The organism is Pedobacter sp. T50_32, assembly GCF_057652195.1.
The window spans coordinates 1-279 of record NZ_JBYFBY010000023.1 but is presented as its reverse complement, the minus strand read 5'-3'; the positions used below and the strand labels follow the sequence as shown (position 1 = coordinate 279).

Genomic DNA, 279 nt, shown 5'->3' with positions numbered 1-279 from the left:
AGCGAGGCCGCCATGATCACCTTCCTCAACCTCGTCGCCGCCGAGCCGGATATCGCCAAGGTGCCGGTGATGGTCGACAGTTCCAAGTGGGAGATCATCGAGCAGGGGCTGAAGCGCCTGCAGGGCAAGGGCATCGTCAATTCCATCTCCCTCAAGGAGGGCGAGGCGGCCTTCATCGAGAAGGCGCGACTGGTGCGCGCCTATGGCGCCGCGGTGGTGGTGATGGCCTTCGACGAGGAGGGGCAGGCCGACAGCTATGCCCGCAAGACCTCCATCTGC

At 64.9% G+C, this 279-nt stretch carries 1 protein-coding gene; it reads left to right on the top strand.

Features of this window, described 5'->3' with window-relative positions; genetic code table 11:
* Positions 1-279, top strand: a 279-nt coding sequence (locus AC23ME_RS21115; RefSeq protein WP_487729702.1) for a dihydropteroate synthase, incomplete at both ends; no start/stop codon positions are given.